Origin of the sequence: Tychonema sp. LEGE 07196 (assembly GCF_963890365.1) — a bacterium.
Classification (GTDB): Bacteria; Cyanobacteriota; Cyanobacteriia; order Cyanobacteriales; family Microcoleaceae; genus Microcoleus.
The window spans coordinates 45,114-69,004 of the sequence record NZ_CAWPRX010000064.1 but is presented as its reverse complement, the minus strand read 5'-3'; the positions used below and the strand labels follow the sequence as shown (position 1 = coordinate 69,004).

General features: G+C 44.4%; 17 protein-coding genes. 8 read left to right on the top strand and 9 right to left on the bottom strand.

All coding sequences use genetic code 11. The features are described from left to right. Nucleotides 1-309 precede the first annotated feature (309 nt). The 4 genes from trpE to AACV78_RS08295 form a co-directional block, all read right to left on the bottom strand. The gene (gene trpE, locus AACV78_RS08310; protein ID WP_194012035.1) at nt 310-1,857 is read right to left on the bottom strand and encodes an anthranilate synthase component I; all 1,548 of its coding nucleotides are present in this window, start codon (nt 1,855-1,857) and stop codon (nt 310-312) included. Between the two features lie 334 nt (nt 1,858-2,191). Continuing rightward, nucleotides 2,192-3,055 carry a GNAT family N-acetyltransferase gene (locus AACV78_RS08305; RefSeq protein WP_194012029.1) on the bottom strand — a complete coding sequence of 288 codons (864 nt, stop codon included), beginning with the start codon at nt 3,053-3,055 and terminating at the stop codon, nt 2,192-2,194. A gap of 377 nt (nt 3,056-3,432) precedes the next feature. Continuing rightward, nucleotides 3,433-3,858: a photosystem I reaction center subunit II PsaD gene (locus tag AACV78_RS08300; RefSeq protein WP_194012030.1), complete on the bottom strand. Its 426-nt coding sequence runs from the start codon at nt 3,856-3,858 to the stop codon at nt 3,433-3,435. 299 nt (nt 3,859-4,157) lie between these two features. Beyond that, on the bottom strand, nt 4,158-4,658 hold the full coding sequence (locus AACV78_RS08295; protein WP_194012031.1) for a peptidoglycan-binding domain-containing protein: 501 nt from the start codon (nt 4,656-4,658) through the stop codon (nt 4,158-4,160). Between the two features lie 248 nt (nt 4,659-4,906). Between AACV78_RS08295 and AACV78_RS08290 the strand changes: the two genes are divergently transcribed. Beyond that, a complete protein-coding gene (locus tag AACV78_RS08290; protein ID WP_194012032.1) occupies nt 4,907-5,050 on the top strand; it encodes a hypothetical protein in 144 nt (47 codons plus the stop codon). A gap of 989 nt (nt 5,051-6,039) precedes the next feature. Then, on the top strand, nt 6,040-11,922 hold the full coding sequence (locus AACV78_RS08285; RefSeq protein WP_194012033.1) for a protein kinase domain-containing protein: 5,883 nt from the start codon (nt 6,040-6,042) through the stop codon (nt 11,920-11,922). Between the two features lie 604 nt (nt 11,923-12,526). Here AACV78_RS08285 and AACV78_RS08280 read toward each other — a convergent pair. The 3 genes from AACV78_RS08280 to AACV78_RS08270 form a co-directional block, all read right to left on the bottom strand. After that, nucleotides 12,527-14,521 (bottom strand): DICT sensory domain-containing protein, encoded by a 1,995-nt coding sequence (locus AACV78_RS08280; RefSeq protein ID WP_194012205.1) that lies wholly within the window; start codon nt 14,519-14,521, stop codon nt 12,527-12,529. 184 nt (nt 14,522-14,705) lie between these two features. After that, complete coding sequence (locus tag AACV78_RS08275; RefSeq protein ID WP_194012206.1) at nt 14,706-15,017, bottom strand: DUF2973 domain-containing protein; 312 nt, start codon at nt 15,015-15,017, stop codon at nt 14,706-14,708. Between the two features lie 158 nt (nt 15,018-15,175). Next, nucleotides 15,176-15,505 (bottom strand): DUF2605 domain-containing protein, encoded by a 330-nt coding sequence (locus AACV78_RS08270; protein WP_194012207.1) that lies wholly within the window; start codon nt 15,503-15,505, stop codon nt 15,176-15,178. Nucleotides 15,506-15,970: 465 nt separating this feature from the next. Here AACV78_RS08270 and thrS point away from each other — a divergent pair, with 465 nt between their 5' ends. The 3 genes from thrS to AACV78_RS08255 all read left to right on the top strand — a co-directional run bounded on the left by thrS (nt 15,971) and on the right by AACV78_RS08255 (nt 19,541). Beyond that, entirely contained in the window at nt 15,971-17,800 is a 1,830-nt protein-coding gene (thrS, locus tag AACV78_RS08265) for a threonine--tRNA ligase (protein WP_194012208.1), read from the top strand. Nucleotides 17,801-17,912: 112 nt separating this feature from the next. Next, nucleotides 17,913-18,698, top strand: coding sequence for a DUF4058 family protein (locus AACV78_RS08260; protein ID WP_194012209.1), 786 nt, complete (start codon nt 17,913-17,915; stop codon nt 18,696-18,698). Between the two features lie 30 nt (nt 18,699-18,728). Then, nucleotides 18,729-19,541, top strand: a complete 813-nt coding sequence (locus AACV78_RS08255) for a DUF4058 family protein (protein WP_194012210.1) — start codon at nt 18,729-18,731, stop codon at nt 19,539-19,541. Here the strand turns inward: AACV78_RS08255 and AACV78_RS08250 are convergent. After that, nucleotides 19,538-20,473: a DUF1350 family protein gene (locus AACV78_RS08250; RefSeq protein ID WP_194012211.1), complete on the bottom strand. Its 936-nt coding sequence runs from the start codon at nt 20,471-20,473 to the stop codon at nt 19,538-19,540. The genes AACV78_RS08255 and AACV78_RS08250 overlap by 4 nt on opposite strands. A 94-nt stretch (nt 20,474-20,567) precedes the next feature. After that, complete coding sequence (locus AACV78_RS08245) at nt 20,568-21,386, bottom strand: hypothetical protein (RefSeq protein WP_194012212.1); 819 nt, start codon at nt 21,384-21,386, stop codon at nt 20,568-20,570. 434 nt (nt 21,387-21,820) lie between these two features. Between AACV78_RS08245 and AACV78_RS08240 the strand changes: the two genes are divergently transcribed. The 3 genes from AACV78_RS08240 (at nt 21,821) to AACV78_RS08230 (ending at nt 23,462) form a co-directional block, all read left to right on the top strand. Continuing rightward, nucleotides 21,821-22,042 carry a DUF3285 domain-containing protein gene (locus AACV78_RS08240; protein WP_194012213.1) on the top strand — a complete coding sequence of 74 codons (222 nt, stop codon included), beginning with the start codon at nt 21,821-21,823 and terminating at the stop codon, nt 22,040-22,042. Between the two features lie 209 nt (nt 22,043-22,251). Next, nucleotides 22,252-22,788, top strand: a complete 537-nt coding sequence (ybeY, locus tag AACV78_RS08235; RefSeq protein ID WP_194012220.1) for an rRNA maturation RNase YbeY — start codon at nt 22,252-22,254, stop codon at nt 22,786-22,788. Nucleotides 22,789-22,949: 161 nt separating this feature from the next. After that, nucleotides 22,950-23,462, top strand: coding sequence for a diacylglycerol kinase family protein (locus AACV78_RS08230; RefSeq protein ID WP_194012215.1), 513 nt, complete (start codon nt 22,950-22,952; stop codon nt 23,460-23,462). Nucleotides 23,463-23,891: the final 429 nt, after the last annotated feature.

The following is a 23,891-nucleotide window of genomic DNA, read 5'->3' as shown; positions in this document are numbered from 1 at the left end:
TTTCCATCTTCCTGATGACGTTGTACGGAAAGCAGTTGCCAGTTGTCATATCGTTTCCGGTTGCATCGGAATGATTTAACCGCAGAGAACACAGAGGACACAGAGAGAGAGAATAGAGATATGAATACAGGACGATGCTACCGGATTTGATATCAGTTGTCAGTTGTCAGTTGCCAGTTGTCAGTTGTCAGTTGCCAGTTGCCAGTTGCCAGTTGCCAGTTGCCAGTTGTTACAAATAACAAATAACAAATAACAAATAACAAATAACAAATAACAAATAACTAATGACTAATGACTAATGACTTCTACTTACTTCAAACAGCGAATCGCCTGCAACATTCCCCTGGCTTTATTCAGAGTTTCTTCGTACTCCAGATCCGGGTTAGAATCTGCCACCAAACCAGCACCGGCTTGCACAGAAACCGAATGTTTATTTCCATCTAAAGAACGAACAACCATAGTCCGAATTGCGATCGCGCTATTCAACTGTCCTTCAAAATCATAATACCCGTAAACCCCAGAATAGGGGCCGCGACGGCAACCTTCTAACTCGTGCACAATTTCCATCGCGCGAATCTTCGGAGCACCGCTAACCGTACCCGCAGGAAAACTAGCTTTCAACAAATCCCAAGCTGTCTTGTCCTCGGCCAATTCTCCCACTACATTGCTCACAATGTGCATCACATGAGAATAACGCTCAATTCCCATTAATTCATCAACTTTGACAGTACCATTTCGGCAAACTCTACCTAAATCATTCCGGCCCAAATCTACTAACATGACGTGTTCCGCAATTTCCTTCGGATCTTGCAGCAATTCCGCAGCCAAAGCATCATCTAGTTCGGGAGTTTTTCCCCGGCGGCGCGTGCCGGCAATCGGCCGCAAAGTTGCAATCTTTTTGCCTTCGGCAGTATTTTCTGCCTTCACCATAATTTCGGGACTAGAACCGATAATCTGCCAATCTCTGAAATTAAAATAAGCCATGTACGGAGAAGGATTAATCAATCGCAAAGAGCGGTAAAGTGCAAAAGGATCGCCGCTATATTCAGCTTCCAACCGCTGCGAAATTACTACCTGAAAAATATCTCCGGCTTTGATATAATCCTTAGCTTTTAAGACATTTTCACAATACTTGTCGCGGGTGATATTGCTGGTGTAAGCTAATTCTGTATTTTCATTTGTGGAACCGACATCTTGCTCGTCCCTAGGCGGAGTCCATTCTATGAGAGTAGATTGCTGGGAAAGCGGGGATTGCAGCTTATTTACTAACTGAGAAACGCGATCGCACGCTTTGCCGTAAGCATCAGCCAAATCAACGCCAACCTCCCGCAAATCCGCATAGGCTACGGCCCAAATTTTCCGCTTCACCTGGTCAAAAATCAGCAAATTATCAACCTGCATCCACAACCCATCCGGCAAATCGTTTTCTGCAGCCGGATGCACGGGAACTCGCGGTTCTATCCACTTAATTAACTCGTAACCCCAAAAACCGAATAACCCGCCAATTCCCGGCGGTAATTGTGGCAATTTTACTGGTTTGTAGGGCTGCAAACACTCGTTTAATGCTGCAAACGGATCGCCGGCAAATACTTTTTGGGAACCGTCGCGGTAAACTTGAGTTGTGCGAGATCCCCTAGCCTCCAAAATCCACAGCGGATCGCACCCTAAGAAACTATAACGCCCGATTTTCTCCCCACCTTCTACGGACTCCAGCAGAAAACTGTAGGGTTGACCGGCACAAACCCGATACCACGCAGACACTGGCGTATCCAAATCAGCAACCCATTCTTGATACACGGGCACAAAATTGCCTTGTTTAGCCAGTTCTGAAAATTGTGAGAAGTCGGGAAACATCATAAAGTAAAAGGAAGAAGGAAGTTCGGCAACGAGCAATGTACGGGATGTAACGGATGTAACGGATGTCCGTCGGAAGATGGAAGAAGTCATTAGTCATTAGTCATCAGTAGTTATTTGTTATTTGTTATTTGTTATTTGTTATTGGTAACAACTGGCAACTGGCAACTGACAACTGACAAATAACTACTGATGACTGGCAACTGCTTTCCGTACAACGTTATCAAGAAGATGGAAGAAGAAGGAAAGATAGAAAGAAGAAAGAAGAAAGAAGAAATACACACTAACCTTTTGATCTATACATATTGTATGTTTAATTAAGTGGATTTACTTACAATCAATAAACAAAAGACGGAAACCAACATCCCTCCGGCGGCTGGTACTCGCCAACGGCCATCACCGCCATCGGTTTGACGGCGCGTAGCCCTTCTTTCAAGCACCAGCGAAACAAACTTGCATATCTCAGCGGCAAGTGGAAAGCTAGCACATCTTCGGAACTGTACGCAGCAGCCCCCAAGAGCAAAGCCTGCATATCTGCCTCGGTGTGGGCGACGCTGTGGCCCAAAGCTGATACCGCACAAGTATAAGCCACAATCCGACCTTGCTGGCAAGCAACGAAGGGGGAAAAGTGATTCAGGGCGTATTCTATCTCGGAAGTTCGATCGCACCCGCATACTTTTTCGCACAAAGCCTGACATTCGCCCACATCCTCAGCAGTCAGCGGCCGCACCTCAAACCCATACTGCGGCTGGCTGCGAAACTTCCCCTCCATTAGCACGAAAGGTTCTTTCACCTCAAAACCCAGAGAAGCGTACAGCGACAGCGCAGCCATGTTAAAAGATTCTTGCACCAAACGGATGCCCTCCGCGTCTTTTCCCCGTTCCAGCAAGGCTTTCATGATTTCTCGTCCCGCGCCGCGGCCTTGAAAAGCGCTTGCGACACTAACTGGCCCGATACCGCGAATCGGGTTGCGTTCGTCCATAAAACCGCAGCCGACAACCGCACCGGAACTCTCGGCTACGATGCCGAAATACGAGGGATTTTCAATCCAAAACCGAGTGATTTCGGCAGCCAACTCTACCGTCATAAAATCTGTGTGAGGGAAGAAATGGCGATCGGAAATATCTTTAAAAGCTTCATGATTAATGCGAGCGCAAACATCGATATCACTTGGTGTTGCTCGCCTGATTGCGACATTCATTTTTAATTAATGATTAAGTTTTAATTATATTGGAAATTGGCAGCAGTCGGGCGCGGCCCGTTGCTGTCAGATCAACCCTAAAGTTATTAAAAAATATTGCTTCGATCGGAGTCTCGATGGGAGTATCTCCTGCATTGGGAAAAAGCCTTTTTTTTATTATAATGCTGTCCCCGCTTGCTTGTAGAACCAAGCGATCGAGGACAGCACTACAAAGCAAAACTGAGACGATCCAGTCTCGATAGCCCTCAATTACCAAAAAAAATGGGGAGGAAAGAGAATACTCTTCTCCTTTTTGTTTGGGGGGCCTGCGGGCGATCGGTCTTAACTGAGCTTTTGGGGCCTTATTACCTTTTCAAGCTCAGCGATTAGCTCAAAACCTAAACTTCGTAGGTTTTCTTACCGGTGAACTTCACCTTAATCGGATTAGGGTTGCTGCCGATATTGCGGTCAATCTTACCGACGTAGGGACGACCTTCGTTCACCTTCTCGGGGAACACGCCATCCTTGGGATGCAGGTACTCATTAGAACCGTCGGGAAATACGCGGTAGATTTTGTAGTTCGAGATTTTGAATTTCGCCCGCAGTTGCTGGCCGCCCAAAGCGATGCACTGCTCCTTCCGGGGCAGATACAGCAAGTTGTCGCCTTGACGCATAATCGCAGCGCCACCTGTAGGCATTTCAAACACCTGCTCCTTGGGGCTAGTCCAAGTGATAGCATACTTCTCTTCAACTAGCGCCTTGGTCAGCAAGCCGCCGGTGCTGCCGCCGAAGATTGGGGGTTGTCCAGTCAGTTCTTCTGCCATAGATATATCCAAAGGATTTTACGGCATCCTATCATCCAGACTGCGCGCTGTTCTCAAAATTGTAAGGAAAGTTAACAGTTTTTGGGCGATCGATCTTTTCTGATAATTGCTAATTAGTATTTGATAATTGATAATTAGTAATTTTTGCCAAACTTAGAAAACATAATTATCAAATACAAATCCCCCAAATAATAGCTCAATAAAAATGCAATGCTTCGGGTGTTTGTAGCGCACCCAAAGCATCGCATATTCCCCCAGTTTTCTCTGTGCGGGCGATCGCACCATTTACTGCACCAAGCCTAAGTCAAGAACCAATGAGGGTCATAACCGCGCGGAATTTGACTCAAAGCAGTCCAAGTTTCTCGGTTGACAACCCCGTCGGCCTCAATCCCAAAGCTTTTTTGAAATGCGCGAACAGCGTTCTCTGTCAAAGTAGAAAATTGGCCGTCAATTTCACCACTGTAGTGCTGGGAAAGCCTCAAAACTTCCTGAACAGTAGCGACTGCTTCCCCAGAACTGCCGAATCTGAGTACCGGCATATTAACCGGAGATTGAGTATCAAGGGCCTGCCAAGTAAGCGGCCCGACAATACCGTCCGGCGGCAAGAAAACCCGAAACTGATACAGTTTCACAGCAAATTCCACTGCTTTGTCAAAAATTCCTTTTGCAGGCTGCCGGTAAACGCGCAGCTTGGTTAGCAGTTGTTCTAGTTCCAACACGGCTTTACCTTGAGAACCTAATTGCAGTTGCGGGTGGTTGGCGATAGCTTCGGTAGAATTCATCCGAGTTTTAAGTGACATAATAAATTTCGTAACCTTTAGGTTTGACTATTCTGTTTGTAAAAAAGTTTTTCCGGGCGAAACATTTGCATCCTCAAGTTTTGGCGAATCAATACTGGCGATGGCAGTGTCTCAACCGATTCGATCGACTTTTAGCATCTCATATCAAATCCTCTCTTCATCGGAATAGTAAATTCACTGTTGACTGTTGACTGTTTACAGTTAACAGTTAACATCATGAGGAGTGGAACCGGAATTGATATCACATCATGTCTGGTAGATTACCGCAACAAAAACGGTTTGTAGTACGCCCGCAATTCCCCACGCGCGATCGCATTTTATTGTGGTTGATCGAACAAACGCGATATCAAGATTTGTGCGCCTTCCAACTTCATTCTCGCCAGCATCGCTAGGGCCACACCCGAAATTTTGCCTAAACACCGGGTTTAACAAAGCCAGCGCGTCCTGAATCTGCTTCTATACTTTCGATCCTAAACATAAACACCGCGCCTGCGGCATCACCTGAAAGGTGTATTTCATAGGGTGAGGGTTGAGGGTGAGAAGGCTAGAGGAGGAGGCTGGTTCGGCGCTGAAAACTTTTTTGTGTTAAGCTGCATCGGGCGATCGATCGAGTTAGTCGATCGACACCTACGCACCTAAAACTGAGAAACCCAGTTTTTAAGCCAATCTGCTCAATCTTTGCCGCCGCATCCTACAAAAAGAGTTTTGATATAAGTAATTTCCGCAGCCGTCACTAAAAAACAACAGTTGACATCTCAGTAAATTCTCCAGCTTACAACCATCTATCAATCTGATTTTTTATGCAAGTAAAGCAGTCCCGCTCGACTTCGATAAAAACACAATCTTTCTGCGATTGCTTTTCTTTTCCTCGCGATCACAATCTATTTATTTACCCTATCGCTTTTATTATTAATTTTTAATAAACTTAATTTACAGCGATCGGCGCGATGTTGTAAGATTTAATGTAAAGCCTGCAACACTTACACAACAAAAATGAAAAATCAAAAGCGGCAATTTCCCGATCGCTCGATTTATTAGCAATCTCCAGAACCGCCTTTAAAGAACAGCCTCGAAGAGCCTGCTTTACAACCATTCTTGGAGAAGTCTATTTAAACAATCCCAGACGCACGCGGGGCCAAAAACCCGGTTTCTGTGTCAAGCATCTCTCGGAATTATCGACTATTTTTCGTAGAAATCGGTTTGTTTTACGTCCGGGAATATAAAAAAACACCTGTAAATACGTAAGTAATTTTTAAATTTGGCGATCGATATATCTTTCAAACCTGCTTGTTTGCGGCCAGGCGATCGCCCGCCGTTCATCTTGGATCGAGATGTCAAATTCTAGAATAAGAACTTAATTATAAACTGGGAAGGATCGACTATGCTGCCAGCTTCGGAAATTTCGGGTTACAACTTACAAGAACTCATTCACCAAGGAACTAACACAGTTATTTACCGAGCAGTATCGACAGACGAAAAACAGTTAGTTATTCTCAAAATTTTAAAAATTGACTATCCTACCCTCGAACAGATTGCCAGGTTCAAACACGAATATCATATCGCCAAACATCTCGATTCTCAGTATGTCATCAAAATTTATCGACTCGAAACGCATCAAAATTACTTAGTATTAGTATTAGAAGATATTGGAGGAATCTCCCTCAAACAATGGATAAACACCCTAGGCGATCGGCTAAAATGTGCCGCAGGGCAAACAAATAGTCCACCAGCGAGTGCCACCAATTACCAATTATCCCTTGTCGATTTTTTTAACACAGTCGTGCCCATCACCAAAGCTTTGATATTTCTGCATGAAAATCAAGTTATTCACAAAGACATTAAACCTGAGAACATTATCATCAATCCCCACACCAAGCAAATAAAAGTTGCTGATTTTAGCATCGCTTCGTGGTTAAGAAAAGAACAAACAGACTTAAAAAATCCCGATCGCCTAGAAGGAACCCTGGCCTATATGTCGCCAGAACAAACAGGGCGGATGAACCGCCCTCTAGACTACCGCAGCGATTTCTACTCTCTCGGTGTCACCTTTTACGAACTGCTGACAGGACAATTACCATTTACCAGTAGCGATCCATTAGAAATTCTACACTGTCACATTGCCAAACAACCCCTTCCCATACAACAATTCAACCCACAAATTCCCCCGGTTTTGACCCAAATTGTGGCAAAACTCATGGCAAAAAATGCTGAAGACAGGTATCAAACAGCTACAGGATTGTTAGCAGATTTAGAACGCTGCCAAAATCAAATCGAGAAGTCAGGAACAATTGTTAACTTTATTCCCGGACAAGTCGATACCCTCAGTCAGTTGTCAATCCCTCAGAAACTCTACGGACGAGAAACGCAAATGGCACAACTATTGCAAGTGTACAGTCGCGTCAGCAACGGCAGCAGTGAAATTGTCCTGGTAAGCGGCTACTCCGGCATCGGCAAATCTGCATTAGTCCATGAAATTATCCCCAATTTAACGCGGCAGCGTGCCTACTTCACCTCTAGTAAATTTGACCAATTCAAGCGAAATATTCCCTATGCTTGTCTCACTCAAGCTATGCGTAACTTAGTCAAGCAAATTTTGATGGAAAACCCAACTCAGTTAGCAGAATGGCGAAAAATTTTACTCAACGCTTTGCAAAAAAATGCCAAAGTTGCGATCGAGGCCGTCCCGGAATTACAACTGATTTTGGGCGAGCAACCAGACGTACCAAAACTTGGTTTAGTTGAATCTCAAAACCGCTTCTACCGAGTAATTCAGCAGTTATTTCAAGCAATTGCCACTGCGGAACATCCCTTAGTAATGTTTCTCGATGACTGTCAGTGGATGGATGCTGGAACAATCAATTTATACCAAAAAAATAGCTTTGGCAAAAACCCTTACTTTCTGCTAATTCTTGCTTATCGAGATAATGAAGTAAGCCCGACCCATCCGTTTATGCTGGCTACTGAAGTAATTCAGGAAACAGGAATTCCGACGACCAAGATTCGGCTGCAACCCTTAGCAATTGATGATGTAAACCGATTAATTTCGGAAACTTTAAAATGCGAATGCAAACAAACGGCAGATTTTGCAAAATTAATGCTAAAAAAAACTAATGGCAACCCATTTTTTGTAAAGCAATTATTGAAATCTTTGTATCATGAAAAACTGCTAGTATTTAACCCAACCTGCGGCGAATGGGAGTGGGATATTCAAAAAATTAAAGAGCAAAATATTTCTGAAAATGTAGTCAACTTAATGGTCAAAAAAATTCAAAATTTGTCAGAGCCAACTCAGAGGATTTTACAGTTGGCAGCTTGTACAGACAATGAATTTAGTTTAGATATATTGTCAGTATTGAGCGAACAATCTTTGACTCAAACAGCACAAGACTTGTGGGAAGCGTTGGAAGTAGGGTTGATTTTGCCTCTAGGTTGTGGCTATCGATTACCGCAAGTATTTGAGCAGCAGGAATTAAATGATTTGGAAAAAATAGCCGACAAAGCGCGCTATAAATTCTTACACGATCGGGTTCAACAAGCCGCTTACGTGATGATTCCTGACTCGCAAAAACAATCTGTGCACTGGAAGCTGGGACGTTTGTTGTTAACCTTAAGCAATGAAGCCCAACGCCAAAAACAGATTTTTTATATTGTCAATCATTTGAACTTGGCTCGCGGGTTGATTGTGGATGTTGAAGAATTTTATGAATTAGCAGCATTAAATTTACAAGCAGGGAAAACTGCCAAAGCTGCTTCGGCTTTTGAAGATGCACTTACTTTTTTTCAAGCTGGGTGCGACTGTTTGCCGGTGTCAAGTTGGCAAGATAATTATGCCTTGAGTTTGAGGCTAAATTTAGAACTGGGTAAGGCGGAATATTTGAATGGCAAAAATGATGCAGCTTTAGCTATTTTTGATAGGATTTTACCCCAATGTCAGACTTTGTTAGAACGGTGTTCGATCGCAGAATTAAAAATAATTTGTCTGCGGATGAAGAATGATTTATCTGCTGCTTATCAGTTAGGGATTGAAGCCTTAAATTCTTTGGGGATTGATATTGAGCCGTACCCGGATGATGATTTTCTAGCCAGTGAATTAGCCGATACGAAGAGGATGATTGGTGGCTCGATCGATAGATTGGCATATTTACCAGAACTTACCGATCCGCTAAAACTGGCAGCTCATCGGATTTTGAAAGAACTTTTCCCGATCGCCTATTTTACCAGTCCCAACGCTCAATATCTCTGCGCGATGAAGTTTGTGCAAACGAGCATACTGTACGGCAATTCTCAATTTTCCGCCTTTGCTTACACTTTGTACGCCTTTACTTTGGTCAACAAATATCGCGACATCAAGGCTGGTAGCAGCGCCGGAAAACTATCGCTCAACCTCTACGAACGCTGGGATAATAAAGAGTTAGGTGCTGGTATTTTCCATATGTGGGGAGCTTTAACTTTACATTACATGAAATATATTGATGAGTGCAAGCCTTTTATACTAAAAGCTTTCAGTAGCGGTTTAGAAACAGGTGCTTATCAGTGGTCGGGATACGCTTCGATTAATTATCTGTGGATCGGCTTTTTTGGCAACGAATCTTTGACTAAATCTACGGAAATTGCTGATAAATTTATTCCCGTACTCTCAAAGATCGATCGCAATATGTTAGCTTATCACTTGCTGACCAAAAATGCGATCGCCCAACTCACCACCCCAGAAGGAACCGCCCTAGAACCGGAAACCTTCATCGACGAACAGCAGCTTTTAGCATTCGCGAATTCCTCTGCCGATCTTACCACTGCTTTTGTAATTTATCTTTACAAACTCACCCTAGCTAATTGGTTTGGCGAGGTCGATCGGGCATTAGAATATGCTCTCGCAGGTGCAGAATTTTTGAAAGGTGGCGCAGGACATTTTGTCAATCCCGTTTTTTGCTTCCATCACGCGATCGCCCTAGCTGCTGCTTGCACAACAGCCAACGATATCGAGTCCAAGCTCTACCGAAAACAGCTCAAGATTAGTCGAGACCAATTTCGAGATTTTGCAGAGCATTCCCCTGCAAATTACCTGCACAAATATTCATTAATTCAGGCAGAAATCGCGAGGTTGTCAGGAGACAGCTACACAGCAGCACAACATTACGATCGGGCGATCGCCTCCGCGCTCAAACATGGCTTCGTCCAAAATGCTGCCCTAGCCAATGAATTAGCTTCCCGATTTTATCTAGCAGAAAATCGTTACAATCTCGCTAAAATATATCTCAATGACGCTCGCTTTTGCTATCTAGAGTGGGGTGCAACTGCCAAAGTCGATCGACTAGAAAAATTTTATCTCGATTGGTTTAACAAAATCAGCGATACTCCGACAACGATCGCTAGAACTGCAAGTACAGCCGCTGATGTCAATATTTTTGACTTAAAAACAGTAATTAAAGCCTCCCAGGCTATTTCTAGCGAAATTGTCCTAGAAAAATTGTTAAAAAAACTGCTGCATATTATTTTAGAAAATGCGGGAGCCCAAACCGGCTGCATTCTTTTAGAACGAGACGGATACTTGTTTGTTGAAGTGTCGGATAGCGATCGGCCCGATCATGCAATATTTGAAGAATTGCACCAAATCCAAAACAACTCCCAAGTTCCTATTTCCCTCATCAATTACGTCGCTAGAACTCAGGAACCGCTGGTGCTAATCGACGCAGCTAAAGAAACACTTTACCACTTTGATACCTACATTCAACATTATCAACCAAAGTCGGTTTTGTGCGCGCCAATAGTCTATCAAGGAAAGTCGATCGGTATAGTTTATTTAGAAAATAACTTCGTGCCCGGAGCCTTCACCCAAGAAGGGTTAAAACTTTTGGAAATGTTGACCGCACAAGCAGCAATTGCCATTGCAAATGCGCGCTTGTACGCTAGCGAACAAAATCAATCCCGCCAATTAGCTGAATCCCTAGAAAATTTACAACAATCCCAAGTCGAACTCGCCCAAAAAGAAGAAGAGTACCGCAGTATTTTTGAGAGTGTAGCAGACGGACTTACCTTAGTAGATTTGGAAACCGGAAAATTTGCGGCAGTAAACCCGATAGCGTGCGAAATGTACGGTTATTCTGGGGAGGAATTTTTGAGCTTGAGTCCCCTCGATGTCCAGCACCCAAATTACGTACATCTGTTCGATGAGTTTATCGCAACCATCATCTCGCGCCAAGAATTTTATTGTCAAACTGTGGTGCTGCGAAAAGACGGTACAGAATTCGATCTTGAGATTAGAGCCAAGTTTTTTGAATACAAAGGGAAACCCCATGCTTTGTCAATTGGTCGCGATATCAGTCACCGCAAGCAAGCGGAACAAGCTTTGCAAGCATCAGAAACTCAACTGAGAGAGAAAGCTGAAAATTTAGAAAACATATTGATGGAACTGCAAAAAACTCAGGCGCAATTAGTTCAAACTGAAAAAATCTCGCAACTCGGACAACTGGTTGCTGGAGTTGCTCACGAAGTGAACAATCCTATTGGCTTTATTTCTGGGAACTTGCACTACGTCCAAGAATATATTGCTGATTTAATTAATTTGGTGAATCTTTATCAAGAAAAATTTCCCGAACCGGGAACAGAAATTGAACAGGAAATTGAATCGATAGAGCTAGAGTATTTATTAGCTGATTTGCCCAAAACTGCGGAGTCAATGAAGATGGGAATCGATCGCATCCGCGACATTATGCAATCTCTACGCAACTATTCCCGCACCGACACTCTGCACAAAAGAGCAGTTGATATCCACGAAGGCCTGGAAACTACTTTAATGATTTTGTCTCACCGGCTCAAGGCGAAAAACAACAGACCGGCTATTAAAGTTATTAAACATTACGGTAATTTACCAAAATTAGAATGCCATCCCGGACAACTCAATCAAGTATTTATGAATTTGATTGCTAATGCGATAGATGCTTTTGAAGAAGCTAATGCGGGCAAAACTTACGCTGAAATTGAAGAAAATCCGAATACAATTCTAATTTCTACGGCGGTAGTTTGCGAGAAAGAAGCGGAAATAATTGACAAGATTGTGATTCGGATTGCTGACAACGGGCTGGGAATGCCGGAAGCTGTAAAAACAAAATTGTTTACGCCGTTTTTTACAACGAAAGTAGAAGGTAAAGGTACGGGATTGGGACTGTCTATTTGCTATCAGATAGTGACTGAAAAACATGGGGGAACTTTGGAATGTTTGTCTTCCTTAGAATGGGGGACAGAGTTTACGATTGGTATTCCGATGTAGGGGAGTCATTGTCAGTAGTCAGTAGTCATTAGTTGTTGGGAATTGGTTATTAGTTATTGGTTATTGGTTATTGGTTATTGGTTATTGGTTACTGGCTACGAATTTCCAATCCCTCCACAACGCTAGAGCTCAATTCTCAATTCCCAATAACAACTAACAAATAACAACTAACAGCTAACAGTAATTAGTCAGTAGTCATTAGTCATACCAATTTCAAACGAAATAACAGTATTCTTGTCCCCCCCCTTGCTAAGGGGGGGCTAGGGGGGGTCGGAGAGTATTGCATGATTTTAGAGAAATGGTATCAGTAGTCAGTAGTCAGTAGTCATTAGTCATATCAAATCCTCTCTTCATCGGAATAGTAAATTCACGGTTAACAGTTAACCGTTAACAGTTAACAGTTAACCGTTAACAGTCAACAGTTAACAGTTGACAGTTAACATCATGTCTGAGTGCAACCGGAATTGATATCATTAGTCATTTTCGTTGAATTACGCATTACAAAAACGGTTCGATCGTTCGGAATGCGAGTCCACGGAAATCAGAGGACTCGCATTCTGAAGGATTAAACCGTTTTTATTATGGTTTAATTTGTCAATTGATTCTAAACAATTGGAATAGTAAAGTGAAATTCGCTTCCTCGGTCTTTTCCTGGGGAATCTGCCCAAATTTTACCGCCCCAGCCGGCGACAATCTGCTTGCAAATTGCCAATCCCAAACCGGTACCGCCGGCGCTGCGCCGCAATGCTCCTTCTTCTTGATAAAATCGATCGAACACTACTTTCAAGCTATTCGCCTCGATTCCCCGCCCCGTATCGGCTACCAGCACTTCTACCATCGCAGAACCGTTGCATTTGGCTCTGATGGTGACGCTTCCCTCCGCTGTGGTGAATTTGCAGGCGTTGTCTAGGAGTTTGGACAGCACCTCCACTAACCACTCGCCGTCTGCTTGGACTAATGGCAATTCTGCGGATACTTCGGTGATAATTTCCGGTAACTGTCGATCGAGTCCGCCGCGCGATCGCACGCTGCTGAGGGCCAAATCCACGCATTCTTGCAGCGTCAGCGATTCTACATTCCATTTAACTTGTCCGCTTTCTAGGTTAGAAAGAGTTAAAAAATCTTGGACAAGTTTACGCATTCGATCGGCATCTCCGAGGGCTGTTTCTAACATAATTTTTCGCAATTCTTGGGGCATATCTGGCTCGGAGTTCAAACTTTCCAGACATACTTGAATTGTCGATAGCGGAGTGCGGAGTTCGTGTCCGGTGATGGCTATGAGATTGCTGCGAGTGCGGTCTAATGCTTCTAATTGTTGGTTGAGTTCTTCTAAATTAGCGTAGGTTTCTGCTTGAATTAAGGCTGCTCCGAGTTGGGTGGCGATCGCCTCTACTAGAGCAATTTCGTCTTCTTCCCAAGGCGAAGTCGATCGGCACTGGTGCATTTCCACCATGCCCAAAATCCGCCCCTGATAAAGCACCGGCACCATCAACCAAGAGACGATCTGCCAATTTTTGACAATTTTGCCCAAATATTTTGTATCGACAATCAGCGGGTGTTGTGCTGTGTCTTGGATGTAAACTCGCTCTTGCCGCGCTACCGCATCGCGGAATATGGGATTTTCCTGCAATGGCCAAGTCTGATTTAAGAGAGAACTAGCACCCAGGCGCAAAAACTCGCGATCGATTTTGACCGACACATCTGCGGCTTTGCAGCGATAAATCAAACAGCGGCTAGCTGACAAAGCTGTTCCCAGTTCTTGCACTGCGACTTCGACGATTTCTTGCGGGTTGAGAGACTGCCGCATTGCCGTTGTAATTAAGTTTATGAGGCGTTCTTTGCGTTCTTGGGCGGCGATCGCGCTGTAGGCTTTCAGCAGTTTGTGCTGGCCTGATTGCAAGTAGGTTACTAAGCGTTTGGTAAAAGCGTCGCTCAATTTGGGATTGGGAATTCTTGAGTTTTTTGGCGCGCTTTTTTCTGGTTTGGTGGCTTGGGAAGTCGCGGATTTCCTGGTTTTTTTGGTTTTTTTTCCCAGCTTGTAAGTTGTGCGCGCTCGATCGATCTTTTCAGCCAATTCCGGGCGATATTTGACAATGCGATCGAGCAACAATTCGGCAGCTTTGCAGCTTACCTCCCTGTCGAATGTCCAAACTCCCTCAAATCTGCGACCTTGATCCATCAACAGCGGGCCGCGATCGTCCTGATTCTCGATCGGCACAATTTTTTCTTGACAAATCAGACAAGTTGAGTAGTGTTGTCCCAGCACCACTAAGTGCCACTCCTGACTTAATGTGTCCTCCGGTGCAAACGCCACAGTTTCGTAATATTCCGAGGAATTTTTAAACTCAGTTTCCGGTGCTGCTAGCACGTATACCTGAGAAGATAGAGTGGCCATTCGCCGATAGCGGTGAGCTTCCTGCAGGTAGAAGCGTTCTCGCTGAAAACTAGCAATCACTAGCGGTTGGTCGTCGGAGCCAGCCAAAACCAAGTCTTCCATCGCGTGAGACAGCGCTGTCATGGAAGATTTGAAATAAATTTGTGCCCGCAGTGGGGGCAAAGCTTGCAGAAGTTCTGCCAGTAGCGAAATAGGGACGATCATCTAGCTTTAAACGTGCATTTTTGCCGTTGACAAAACTGGAAAGCGATCGACCGTAAGTTGAGATCGATATTTTTCCAGTATCTCTCAAAAGTCGCTACAAATTGGCCGTTAGCGAGAAACTAACGGCCAATTATTTTTTTCAGTACCAGCGACTCTGAGTATAAATGCTGCGACTGCGATTAAATTAGCGTCGTTCGCCCCCTTCGTCGCTGCCGCCGGGAGATGATTTGTAGAGAGCATCTAATTGTTCGCGGGCATCTTGGACAGTCAGCGAACGCATCACTAACAGCGGCTCGTTGACAACGTTTCCGTATTCGTCTAACAGTTCTGGATGGGGTACAGCTTGAGAGCGAGGATAGGATGCGGAGCCATGATTTGCCCTGAATTGTTGGGGGCGCTGGGACTCCATACCTACCGTGACTAGACTGCGGATTAAGTTACCGACTGCCAGAAAGGCCAGAACGGTGAAAGCTAAAATATAAAGCAGGTGTAACATGATATTTTCCTCCCGGCTAAACAGCCGCACAGCAGTTTACAAACGTGTTTCAGCAAGTAATAACTTATTAACTGGAAATCTGTTGGAACTTTTCAAATCGGCCGCGACATTTCCTCTTGTTTGGGATTTAACAACAAGTTTAACTTCAACTCGCTTCCTTATTTTTCACGGGGAGCTGACTGCGACGAACGAAAGCGAGCCGATACTTGCCAGCATTCGGCGAGCAGTCTGTGCCACGGCATCAGTGCTGCGGTTTCAATTGCAACTTGACCTCCGGTTGCTTGAAATAGAGCTTTAGCGGCGCCTACTTCTTGCTGAGCCTGTTTGACTCGCGCCAGCAAGTCGGATTGATCCTCGCCGCTCAGAAAAGGAATTTCCTCAGTTTCTAAGAGAGTGGTCGATCGCTCGAACCAGTATTTAAAATCCTCTAACAGCGGTTCCAGTAGGGATTTGAGCAACTCTGATTCCGGCAAATTGGAATTAAGCATGAATAAAAATTGGGTTATCTATTTATTCTAACCTTAAACGTGCTTTACAATCTGTAACATATTATTAACAATAATTCAAGGATTTAAAAAAACTAGCAGGTGGGCGTGAATAAACTTAACCATACGAGCGGCGATTTTTGAGTCAAAATCCTAAAATTATGCCAAATTAGTTGGCGATCGCACGGGTAGTTAGAAACCGGGTTTTTTCACGCAATATCTCGTTACAGCCGGGTGATTGGGTAAAAAACCCGGTTTCTGGCCTCGCATTGCGTGCCGGAGTTAGATTGTAGGGTGCGTCAGCGGGCTGAATGTGACTACCCCAGACTAAAGACTTTGCCCCGCTGACGCACCCTACGGTTAGTTGGCACTCCTGTAACAGTTCCCCAGCCGGAAGTCAGCGGTTGCAGTCCCATTCTGAGTAAGATAGAAGCAACTGCAACTCTCATTAATTGCTAAATTCAGCCGATGTCTAGCTCAGAATCCATGAACGCTCCAGAAGAGTCCGTTAAAATTCAGTTGCCCCGCACCAGCGAGTCGGAGCAACTAAAAAAAATTCGCCACACCACATCTCACGTTATGGCGATGGCGGTACAGAAGTTATTTCCCAAGGCTCAAGTAACAATCGGCCCTTGGATTGAAAACGGTTTCTATTACGATTTTGACAGCCCGGAACCTTTTACCGAAAAGGATCTCAAGGCAATTAAAAAAGAAATGATCAAAATCATCAACCGCAAATTGCCTGTAACTCGGGAAGAAGTCAGCCGCGAGGAAGCCCAACGCAGAATTAAGGAGATTAATGAACCTTACAAATTAGAAATTTTGGATGGTTTGATTGAACCGATTACTCTTTACCATTTGGGTGACGAATGGTGGGATTTGTGCGCCGGGCCCCATTTGGATAATACCAATGAAATCAACGGAAGGGCGATCGAGCTAGAAAGTCTCGCCGGAGCATACTGGCGCGGCGACGAAACCAAAGCTCAGTTGCAGCGAATTTACGGCACAGCTTGGGAAACACCCGAACAGCTAGAAGCCTACAAGCACCGCAAAGAAGAAGCCCTAAGACGAGATCACCGTAAATTAGGCAAAGAATTAGGCTTATTTATTTTTGCCGATGCGGTAGGCCCCGGTTTGCCTTTGTGGACACCCAAAGGCACTATTTTGAGAAGTATTCTAGAAGATTACTTGAAACAAGAACAAATCAAGCGCGGCTACTTGCAAGTTGTGACACCGCACATCGCCAGAGTCGATTTGTTCAAAATTTCTGGACATTGGCAGAAATACAAAGAAGATATGTTTCCGCTGATGGCTGAAGATGCAGAAGCGGCAGCCAACGAACAGGGTTTTGTCATGAAACCCATGAACTGCCCTTTTCACATTCAAATTTACAAAAGCGAACTGCGTTCCTATCGCGAATTGCCGATGCGCTTAGCCGAATTCGGCACAGTTTACCGCTACGAACAATCGGGAGAATTGGGCGGTTTAACCAGGGTACGCGGCTTTACGGTGGATGATTCCCACTTATTCGTGACACCGGAACAGTTGGATGCTGAATTTTTGAGCGTGGTGGATTTAATTCTATCAGTATTCAAGAGCCTGCAACTGAAGAATTTTAAAGCACGTTTGAGTTTCCGCGATCCAGAAAATTTAGAGAAATACATCGGTTCCGATGAAGCTTGGGAAAAGGCTCAAGGTGCAATCCGCCGCGCGGTGGAAACTTTGGGAATGAATTATTTTGAAGGAATCGGGGAAGCGGCTTTTTACGGCCCTAAACTCGATTTCATTTTCCAAGATGTGTTGGATAGAGAATGGCAATTGGGAACTGTTCAGGTAGATTACAATTTGCCTGAACGTTTTGATTTGGAATACGTTGCTGAAGACGGCACTCGCAAGCGTCCGGTGATGATTCACCGCGCTCCTTTCGGTTCTTTGGAGCGATTAATCGGGATTTTGATCGAACAGTATGCGGGGGATTTTCCGCTGTGGTTAGCACCAGTTCAGGTGCGGTTGTTGCCTGTGAGCGCGGAGTTTTTGCCGTTTGCGAAGGAAGTTGCGGCGAAGATGCAGGCGCTAAATATTCGCGCTGAAGCTGATGAGAATAGCGAGCGTTTGGGCAAGTTAATTCGCAATGCTGAGAAGGATAAAATTCCGGTGATGAGTGTTGTGGGTGCGAAGGAGGTTGAGTCTAATAGTTTGAATATTCGGACTCGGGCTTCTGGGGAGTTGGGGGCGATTTCGGTTGATGAAGTTATTGGGAGGTTGCAGAGGGCGATTAGCAGTTACGGCGATTTTTAGGGGAGTTTTTTAACCGCAGATGCACGGGGATTAACGCAGATGATAGTTTGATATTGTCTGCGTTTTTCTAATCTGTTTGCTAAAATGATAGTAATCAACGGGAGGTACGATTATGCCTAATCCTTTTCCGGGGATGAATCCCTATTTAGAAAGTCCTGATTTTTGGCGGGCGGTTCACAATCGGTTGATAGTAGCGATCGCAGATTTTTTGACTCCGCAACTGCTGCCTAAGTATTTAGTGGACATCGAACAAAGAATTTATAAAATCAGCGGGGAAGATGCTTTATTGGTCGGTATTCCCGATGTGGCCGTGCAACGAGCGCCAATTCCAGCAACTTCTAGCACTGGAAATATTGCTGTCATGTCGCCGCCTGTGACTGCTTTGAGAGTGAGAGTGCCTACAACGGTGGAAGTTAGAGAAAGTTATTTGCAGGTAATAGAACAGGAAACTAAGAAAGTAGTTACAGTAATAGAAGTGCTTTCGCCGACGAACAAGCGCGGCAAAGGGCGGGAGATGTATGAGGAAAAACGGTATAAGGTGTTCGGAAGTCGATCGCACTTAGTGGAAATTGACTTGCTGCGAAGTTACCAACCTTTGCCTGTTTTTGGGAATGATATTGAGGGAAGTTATCGGATTTTGGTGAGTCGGGGAGATTGTCGCCCCGTCGCTGATTTGTATTTGTTTAATCTACCGGATGCAATTCCGGCTTTTCCTTTGCCTTTGCGCGGAGGCGATGTGGAACCAATTGTAGATTTACAAGCGTTATTAAATGGGGTTTACGATCGCGCCGCCTATGATTTTAGAATCGATTATACCGCCGAACCCGTTCCTGCGCTGTCGGAAGCCGATACAGTTTGGGCTGATGGTTTGTTGCGGGAGACAGGCTTAAGGGGTTAATTATGTGGAAAATTTCAACAATATATTACTATGCCTAATCCATTTCCGGGGATGAATCCCTATTTAGAAAGTCCTGACTTTTGGCCCCAAGTACATCACTTGCTAATTAGTAGCATTTTTGAATCATTAGTGCCGCAGTTGCTGCCAAGATATATCGTTGATATTGAAAAAAGAGTTTATGAGATTAGCGGGGAAAATTCCCTATTAGTGGGGATTCCTGATGTCACCGTGCAGCGCTCTCCAATTCAAACAAACCCTACTTCTTCTAATATCGCAGTTGCCGCACCACCTGTAACAGCTTTGAAAGTAAGAGTGCCAGTACCTGTCGAATTTAGGGAAGCCTATCTAGAGGTGCGAGATACAGAAACTAGGGAAGTTGTGACAGTGATTGAAGTGCTGTCACCCGCCAACAAGCGTCCTGGGAAAGGGCGAGAAATGTATGAAGAAAAGCGAGAAAAGGTGTTTGGTAGTCGGAGTCACATGGTAGAGATTGACTTGCTACGAAGTTACCAACCTCTACCAGTTTTTGGTAACGATATTGAGGGAAGTTATCGGATTTTAGTGAGTCGGGCAAATCAAAGGCCTTTGGCAGATTTGTACCTTTTCAATTTACCGGATATGATTCCTCAGTTTCCCTTGCCTTTGCGCGCGGGCGATGTGGAACCAATTGTAGATTTGCAGGCGTTGTTGAATACAGTGTACGATCGCGCCGCCTATGATTTTAGAATAGATTACACCGCCGCAGCCCTTCCCGCACTGTCGGAAGCCGATGCTGCTTGGGCGGATGCTTTGTTGCGGGAAAGGGGATTGAAAGGGCGATCGCAAATAACAACTGATAGTTAAGCGCCTAACCGCTTTTTCAAAGCATCCAAAAAATGAACAGACCAATATTCAAGAAATCGGCTTTTTAGAGGTTTAATGAATTTATCCCAAGGATTGAGGTCAACAATATAATTGCCAATTTTGATGCCCACTGGCTCTAAATGTTTCCCTTCTATTTCCTGGCTCAATAATGGCAATTGTCTATCACTTAGCTGTTCTATCAGCCAAAGTACATCGCTGATTTTTTGTTGTTCTGGACTTTTGTTGATATCATTGGTAGAACCAGCAATATCATCTCGACCGAAAGAAATTATGGCTGTCAAATTAAACAGAGAGCTATTAGCAACAAAGCATTGAGTTTGTTCTCTGGTTGGCAACACTCCTAAGCGGAATTTGTCTAAAAATTGTGCTAGCGATCGCAGTGGAATAGCGCTCTCTGTATTGCTGATATCAGGAGCAAGTAATAAGGACGGCTGGCCTTTAATTGAAGGTCGGTCGATGCCCAGATTTTCGATTAACCTTTGAATCTGTTCGTAGTCAGGGCGATCGCAGAATTGATCCACAATATTTGGATACCGATCGTCGCTTAAAAATTCTAAAAGAGCAATGTACTTGCATCCCAGACTGTGACCTACCCAAAAATAACTCGATGGTTCTTGATAAATTTCGCTTTCATAGCCTAATCTTTGAGCAATCTCGGTCAGTTCTGTTCTCAGTATCTCCTGCTCTTTTAATAACCCAATAGCGATCGGCCAGTGACGAAAAGTAAATCTAAACGGCAAAGCAACTACGGTATAACCTTCTTCAAACAACTGCTGTAAAAAATATCGATAAAACAAAGTTGGCAAACTACCAAAAAAAGTTCCACCAATAAATTGAACAATACCTTTGGGCTGCGGGTGAACAGCTACCCAACTAAAAGAAATCGGCTGAAATTTAAATGAGTTCGACATTTTAATAAAGCTCAGTGAGTGTATAAGCGGGCTGAATTAAACGTAAGAAACTGTAGGATCGCATTACTCACCCTACAGTTTCTTAGCAACCGTTCTAGCTGCGAGACATTCTGACAGGAATGTCGAATTTATCCATCACTGTATTTAGCTCCTTCAAATTGACATCGTTGGTATCGATTTGAGCCAGCAGTTGCACTAGCATTTGAGCTTTTTCTGAATTGTCAGCGTCCAAACTAGGCAAGTCCAAAGTACCGTTGCGTAACTCTTCCAAAATCGGCGCAACAATTGGCAAATGGATGATGATTGGTTGTCCAGGTTCAGGAGGAATCTCGTTCAAGGCTTTTCCACTGGCGATCGCTAAAGTGTAACTAATTTGATCGAAGTCTGGTGAAGGATTAGGTACTGATGGGAAACCATTCGGCAAGAAAGTACCGCGAATTTCGGGATTCAATAATACCTTGACTGGTTTTTCGCTTTGCGGTACAGAGAACGGAAAGCTGCGGCGCGGCGGCAAAAACAAGGAGACATATCCGCGCACTTCTAACAAACCTGGGGTCAAACTTCCTGGCAGAATTGGCAACAATTCAACAGATGCAGTTTTGTGAGCGGGTATTGTGAAAAATCCTCGATATACCTTCGGTTTTCCCGGCTGCTGAGTCAGAGTTACAGGGGTGTTATTGCCTTCAACGTCAACAACTAAAATAGCGTTGTTGAGCAAGATTTTATTAGGATCTGCCGGCACGGGTAAGCTAACGGTAAACTCAATCCGATATCGCAAGTCGATCGCTTCGAGATTGGAGATAGTGAGAAAGTATCCCTGAACGACTCGGCGAGCAACTGGGATGAGTTCTGGAGGGATGCCAATCACAGGTGCGATCGGCTTTGTGAGGATTTCAAAGGTCGAAACTTCCATGTTTTTGTCAGAGTAATTTAAGTTTGTGGTTTGGTCTTTAGCCGGAAAATTTTGTTTGTGTTTTTCCGTGGCTATATCTATGAATAACTGCCGGTCGCGATTGGTTAACAGTCGCTTTTTCTGGTGACACTCGTGTGAGTTAACTCAAGTGAGTGTCGCTTGAAAAAGCGACTTGACAATTAAAAAATTTTTGTTAAACCGCTGAGGAACGCGGATCGGGAATTTAATTTATCCTCGTGTATCTCAAGAGGAAAATAAAATATCGAAGTGATAATCAGTCCGATCGCACATTAATCTGTTGGTATAATTCCCGTTAAATGGGCCTGCGGTACTCTGAAAACCTAAAAAATCCTACACAAAACGTTACATTTTTGTTACCATCGTGGCGAGTCTGTCTTCAGCAGCCCCTCTGTTAACCTTCTAAACTAACCGCTATGAGTCAACCTCCCTCCACAACTCCCGCTTCCGAAGAGCTCGCCGCCGAAACTCCGACAGCGCCGACAAACAATGCACCTCCACCGAGTTATGTCAAGCTGGCGATGCGGAATATGGTTCGCAAGCGCGCGACTTCTTTGTTTCATTTTGCTTTGACGGCGGCTGGACTTTTGGGCGTACTTGTCGGTTTGGCTTTTCTCGATCGCTATTTCAATTCTTAGAACACCGGGCGCTGGAAACCTCGTCGATACACACACTCACGCGCCTGTGCGGGTTCCATAGCGGGCCGTTTTGTCCGATCGCGCGATCGACCCGTTGCAATCTTCCACAGATTCCTGTAATCTGCCAGCTAAAAGCAAAAAGTCGATTAGCCTGCCCAATGTGAAATTGCCCAAAAATTGAATAAATTGCTTGACAAAAAATGCTGAAAATGCTAATTGAGGTGAACGTCGAAGACTGTTACGGGCTAGCCCGATCGTCCGCCGACGGTGCAAACCTCCCTGAAAGTGCAGCCAGCGGGGAAATTTCAACGGAAACTTGGGAAAATTGGTTTAGCGTTTGGCTGGAAAACCAAGAGGCGGATGTGCCATCCGCCCCAGGCTACGAAGTCAGCCTGCGTTTAACTGCCGATGCCGATATCCAAGCCCTCAACGCCCAGTACCGCCAGCTCGATCGACCGACGGATGTACTAGCTTTTGCAGCTTTAGAGGTAGACTGTCCTCAATTAGAGGAAATGCAGTCCTCTGAACCCTTATACTTGGGTGATATCGTAATCTCGATCGATACGGCTCAGCGACAAGCCCAGCAGCAAGGACATCCCCTGAAGACCGAACTAGCTTGGCTCGCAGCCCACGGTTTTCTACACCTTTTGGGCTGGGATCACCCGGATGAGGAGAGTCTGACTCAAATGCTAGACAGACAAGAAACACTGCTGCGGGCGATCGATATTGAGATCCAAACAGCATAGCTGAAGTTGATGGTTACTTAACCAATCACATCAAGCCCAACATAACTTTCTGAAATTACACCAAAACTTTAGTAAAAACTTAGGAAAGTTAACTAGACTTGATTAAGTAAATTTGAAAAGTCTAGCTTTCATTCATCTCTGTAACTTAAAGTTGGTTATTTATGACACTAGAGCGACCCTCTATTTCATCAAACATTGCACACATTGCGATCGTGCCTCAAGACTCTTCGAGTGTGACAGACAACGAACCGAAAAAAGCCTTGAAATACAAGCGAGAACTGTCCTGGAAAATTGCATCAAGCTTAGCTACGAGTTTTAGATACGCTTGGGGTGGGTTGAGTTATGCTTTTGAAACTCAGCGAAATTTTCGGATTCACACTTTTATAGGCACTTTGGCGATCGGACTAGGGCTATATTTGCAACTGAAACCTGTAGAAATATCTGTGATCGGCGTCACCATTGGTATAGTTTTAGCAATGGAACTTTTGAATACGGCGATCGAATCGGTGGTAGACTTAACGGTCGGGCAATCTTACCACGAACTCGCCAAAATTGCCAAAGACTGCGCGGCCGGAGCAGTTCTGGTATCGGCAATGGCTGCGGCAATTGTTGCTGCTGCACTCCTGCTTCCTCCGTTATGGGAAGTGCTTCAAATTGCGATCGTCCGTCAGTAACGCCATTTTCGATTTTCGCATTGAAGATTTTCAATGGGAAATGACTTATGACTATCATGTTTTGAAATTTGTCCGCAGTTGCATTCTATTTTGAAACTGGTATAACTTATTGAGCGATAAAAATTTGAGGTTTGGGATAACCAAATTGAAGTTTTTAGTTTGATTCGTACATATTGCAGCTATTTAAATCTTGGTTGTATCTCTAAAAATTTCTAACTATTGCATTCAAACCGCCAGTCATATCAAATCCGGTTGTATCAGAATGATAACTAATAGGTGGTAAGATCGAATGAACCGCGAGGCACGCGAACGCGAAGTCAGAGAAATCAGAAGATGTACGTCCTTTCTAACGCACTACAAGCGTCTTCGCGATTCGATTCTTCCTAGACTACCGAACAGGATTTGATATCAATCTCCAACCAAAAATCT

What these genes read in the sequence shown, in the direction of transcription:
- trpE (WP_194012035.1), bottom strand. Translation starts at nt 1,857, where the DNA reads ATGATGTTTCCCGACTTCTCACAATTTTCAGAACTGGCTAAACAAGGC.
- AACV78_RS08305 (WP_194012029.1), bottom strand. Translation starts at nt 3,055, where the DNA reads ATGAATGTCGCAATCAGGCGAGCAACACCAAGTGATATCGATGTTTGC.
- AACV78_RS08300 (WP_194012030.1), bottom strand. Translation starts at nt 3,858, where the DNA reads ATGGCAGAAGAACTGACTGGACAACCCCCAATCTTCGGCGGCAGCACC.
- AACV78_RS08295 (WP_194012031.1), bottom strand. Translation starts at nt 4,658, where the DNA reads ATGTCACTTAAAACTCGGATGAATTCTACCGAAGCTATCGCCAACCAC.
- AACV78_RS08290 (WP_194012032.1), top strand. Translation starts at nt 4,907, where the DNA reads ATGTCTGGTAGATTACCGCAACAAAAACGGTTTGTAGTACGCCCGCAA.
- AACV78_RS08285 (WP_194012033.1), top strand. Translation starts at nt 6,040, where the DNA reads ATGCTGCCAGCTTCGGAAATTTCGGGTTACAACTTACAAGAACTCATT.
- AACV78_RS08280 (WP_194012205.1), bottom strand. Translation starts at nt 14,521, where the DNA reads ATGATCGTCCCTATTTCGCTACTGGCAGAACTTCTGCAAGCTTTGCCC.
- AACV78_RS08275 (WP_194012206.1), bottom strand. Translation starts at nt 15,017, where the DNA reads ATGTTACACCTGCTTTATATTTTAGCTTTCACCGTTCTGGCCTTTCTG.
- AACV78_RS08270 (WP_194012207.1), bottom strand. Translation starts at nt 15,505, where the DNA reads ATGCTTAATTCCAATTTGCCGGAATCAGAGTTGCTCAAATCCCTACTG.
- thrS (WP_194012208.1), top strand. Translation starts at nt 15,971, where the DNA reads ATGTCTAGCTCAGAATCCATGAACGCTCCAGAAGAGTCCGTTAAAATT.
- AACV78_RS08260 (WP_194012209.1), top strand. Translation starts at nt 17,913, where the DNA reads ATGCCTAATCCTTTTCCGGGGATGAATCCCTATTTAGAAAGTCCTGAT.
- AACV78_RS08255 (WP_194012210.1), top strand. Translation starts at nt 18,729, where the DNA reads ATGCCTAATCCATTTCCGGGGATGAATCCCTATTTAGAAAGTCCTGAC.
- AACV78_RS08250 (WP_194012211.1), bottom strand. Translation starts at nt 20,473, where the DNA reads ATGTCGAACTCATTTAAATTTCAGCCGATTTCTTTTAGTTGGGTAGCT.
- AACV78_RS08245 (WP_194012212.1), bottom strand. Translation starts at nt 21,386, where the DNA reads ATGGAAGTTTCGACCTTTGAAATCCTCACAAAGCCGATCGCACCTGTG.
- AACV78_RS08240 (WP_194012213.1), top strand. Translation starts at nt 21,821, where the DNA reads ATGAGTCAACCTCCCTCCACAACTCCCGCTTCCGAAGAGCTCGCCGCC.
- ybeY (WP_194012220.1), top strand. Translation starts at nt 22,252, where the DNA reads ATGCTAATTGAGGTGAACGTCGAAGACTGTTACGGGCTAGCCCGATCG.
- AACV78_RS08230 (WP_194012215.1), top strand. Translation starts at nt 22,950, where the DNA reads ATGACACTAGAGCGACCCTCTATTTCATCAAACATTGCACACATTGCG.